The sequence below is a fragment of the uncultured Mucilaginibacter sp. genome (genome assembly GCF_937859865.1).
In the GTDB taxonomy this organism is placed as follows: Bacteria; Bacteroidota; Bacteroidia; order Sphingobacteriales; family Sphingobacteriaceae; genus Mucilaginibacter_A.
This window is the reverse complement of the sequence record NZ_CALMAT010000001.1, coordinates 1-1660: the sequence shown is the minus strand read 5'-3', so window position 1 is coordinate 1660 and position 1660 is coordinate 1. Positions and strand designations below refer to the sequence as shown.

The following is a 1660-nucleotide window of genomic DNA, read 5'->3' as shown; positions in this document are numbered from 1 at the left end:
ATAAGAATGGTGCCGGAAAGTTTCGCGTTGGTGTACGTTGGAAATATGCACTTCTACCACCGGCGTTTTGATGGCGGCAATGGCATCGCCCAAAGCAATAGAAGTATGTGTATAACCGCCTGCGTTCAGCACAATGCCATCATAATCAAAGCCAACTTCCTGGATTTTATCAATCAGCTCGCCTTCTTTGTTGCTTTGGAAATAGCTGAACTCGATTTCGGGGAAACGCTGCTGCAATTCCAAAAAATAGTCGGTAAAAGAAGTATGCCCATAAACTTCCGGTTCGCGCAGGCCCAGCAGGTTTAGGTTTGGTCCGTTGATAATTTGTATCTTCATCCCTTCAAACATAACAATATTCTGTTAAAATAAATTGGACTGGCTTTCTACCATCAACGGTTTTCGTTCGTATTTAAAGTTGGAGAAAAGTTTGGCGCAAAATTCTATCGAAGCTTATTTGCAAGACGTGGAAAAATTGCAGCAATTTGCCCTTTCTTTCGCGCCAATGCTAAAACCGGAAACTATTAACGAACACAATTTAAAAGCATTTATGCGATGCCTGAGCGAACTTGGGTTGCCGCCAATATCACAAGCACGGATTTTATCGGGCGTAAAAGCATTTTACAAGTTTATGCTGATGGAAAACTTAATTGCACATAATCCAGCCGAACTGATTGAAGGGCCAAGATTGCAACGCAAACTTCCGGATACGTTGAATATTTTGGAAATTGATGCTTTGATCGGTGCGATTGATCTTTCCAAACCTGACGGAATGCGCAACAAAACCATGATCGAAGTATTGTATGGCTGCGGTTTGCGCGTAACGGAATTGATTACATTGAAAATTTCTAACTTATACTTGGACGATGAATTTATCAAAATTTTAGGCAAAGGCAATAAAGAACGCTTGGTGCCAATTGGCGAGCAGGCCAGCAAAATGTTGAAGATTTATCTGCAGCAAATCCGCGTTCATTTGGAAATCAAAAAAGGCCAGGAAGATTTTGTGTTTCTAAGCAAACGCGGCAGCAAACTTTCGCGCGTGATGGTTTTTATGATCATCAAAAGCCTGGCCGAAAAAATTGGCCTTAAAAAGAGTATCAGTCCGCATACGTTCCGCCATTCTTTTGCCACGCATTTAATTGAAGGCGGTGCCGATTTGCGCGCCGTGCAAGACATGCTTGGCCACGAAAGCATTACCACCACCGAAATTTACACACATTTGGACAGGGAATATCTGCGGGAAACAATTGTGCAATATCATCCAAGAAGTTGATGCTTCTTTTACCGGCATAAAATCATTGGGTTTAAACCCGTTTATTTGCTTTTATCAGCATAAAAAAAGCAGGAAACATTTGCTTCTTGCTTTTTCATTAAATTCAAATTTATTTAAAAGTCTCCAACGAAATTGTAGCCGCAGGCAAACCGGCAGCAGTCGCCGTAAAACTCACCTTTCCGGCTTTGCCGTTGGATTGTACAATCGCCAAAGCCAAACCATGAAAAGCTTTTCGGTAATTGGCTTTAAAAGGATCATGCGTAACCGGATCGCCGTTATCCACACTTGCAATAAAGGCTTCACCGTCAATTTTTAAATTTAACAAATTATCCGCATCAGGAACAACATTGCCGTCTTTGTCCAAAATTTTGGCAGTGATAAAAGACAAAT

Annotated in this window: 2 protein-coding genes and 1 pseudogene; 1 reads left to right on the top strand and 2 read right to left on the bottom strand. The window is 41.4% G+C overall.

The genetic code is table 11. The features are described 5' to 3' along the window. A partial coding sequence (locus Q0192_RS00015) for a type II 3-dehydroquinate dehydratase (protein ID WP_299284174.1) occupies positions 1-336 on the bottom strand: 336 nt, incomplete at its 3' end. A gap of 34 nt (positions 337-370) precedes the next feature. Between Q0192_RS00015 and xerD the strand changes: the two genes are divergently transcribed. Further along, positions 371-1270: a site-specific tyrosine recombinase XerD gene (gene xerD / locus Q0192_RS00010; RefSeq protein WP_299284171.1), complete on the top strand. Its 900-nt coding sequence runs from the start codon at positions 371-373 to the stop codon at positions 1268-1270. Between the two features lie 109 nt (positions 1271-1379). Here xerD and Q0192_RS00005 read toward each other — a convergent pair. Beyond that, a pseudogene (locus tag Q0192_RS00005) lies at positions 1380-1660 on the bottom strand (glycoside hydrolase family 2); the annotation flags it as partial.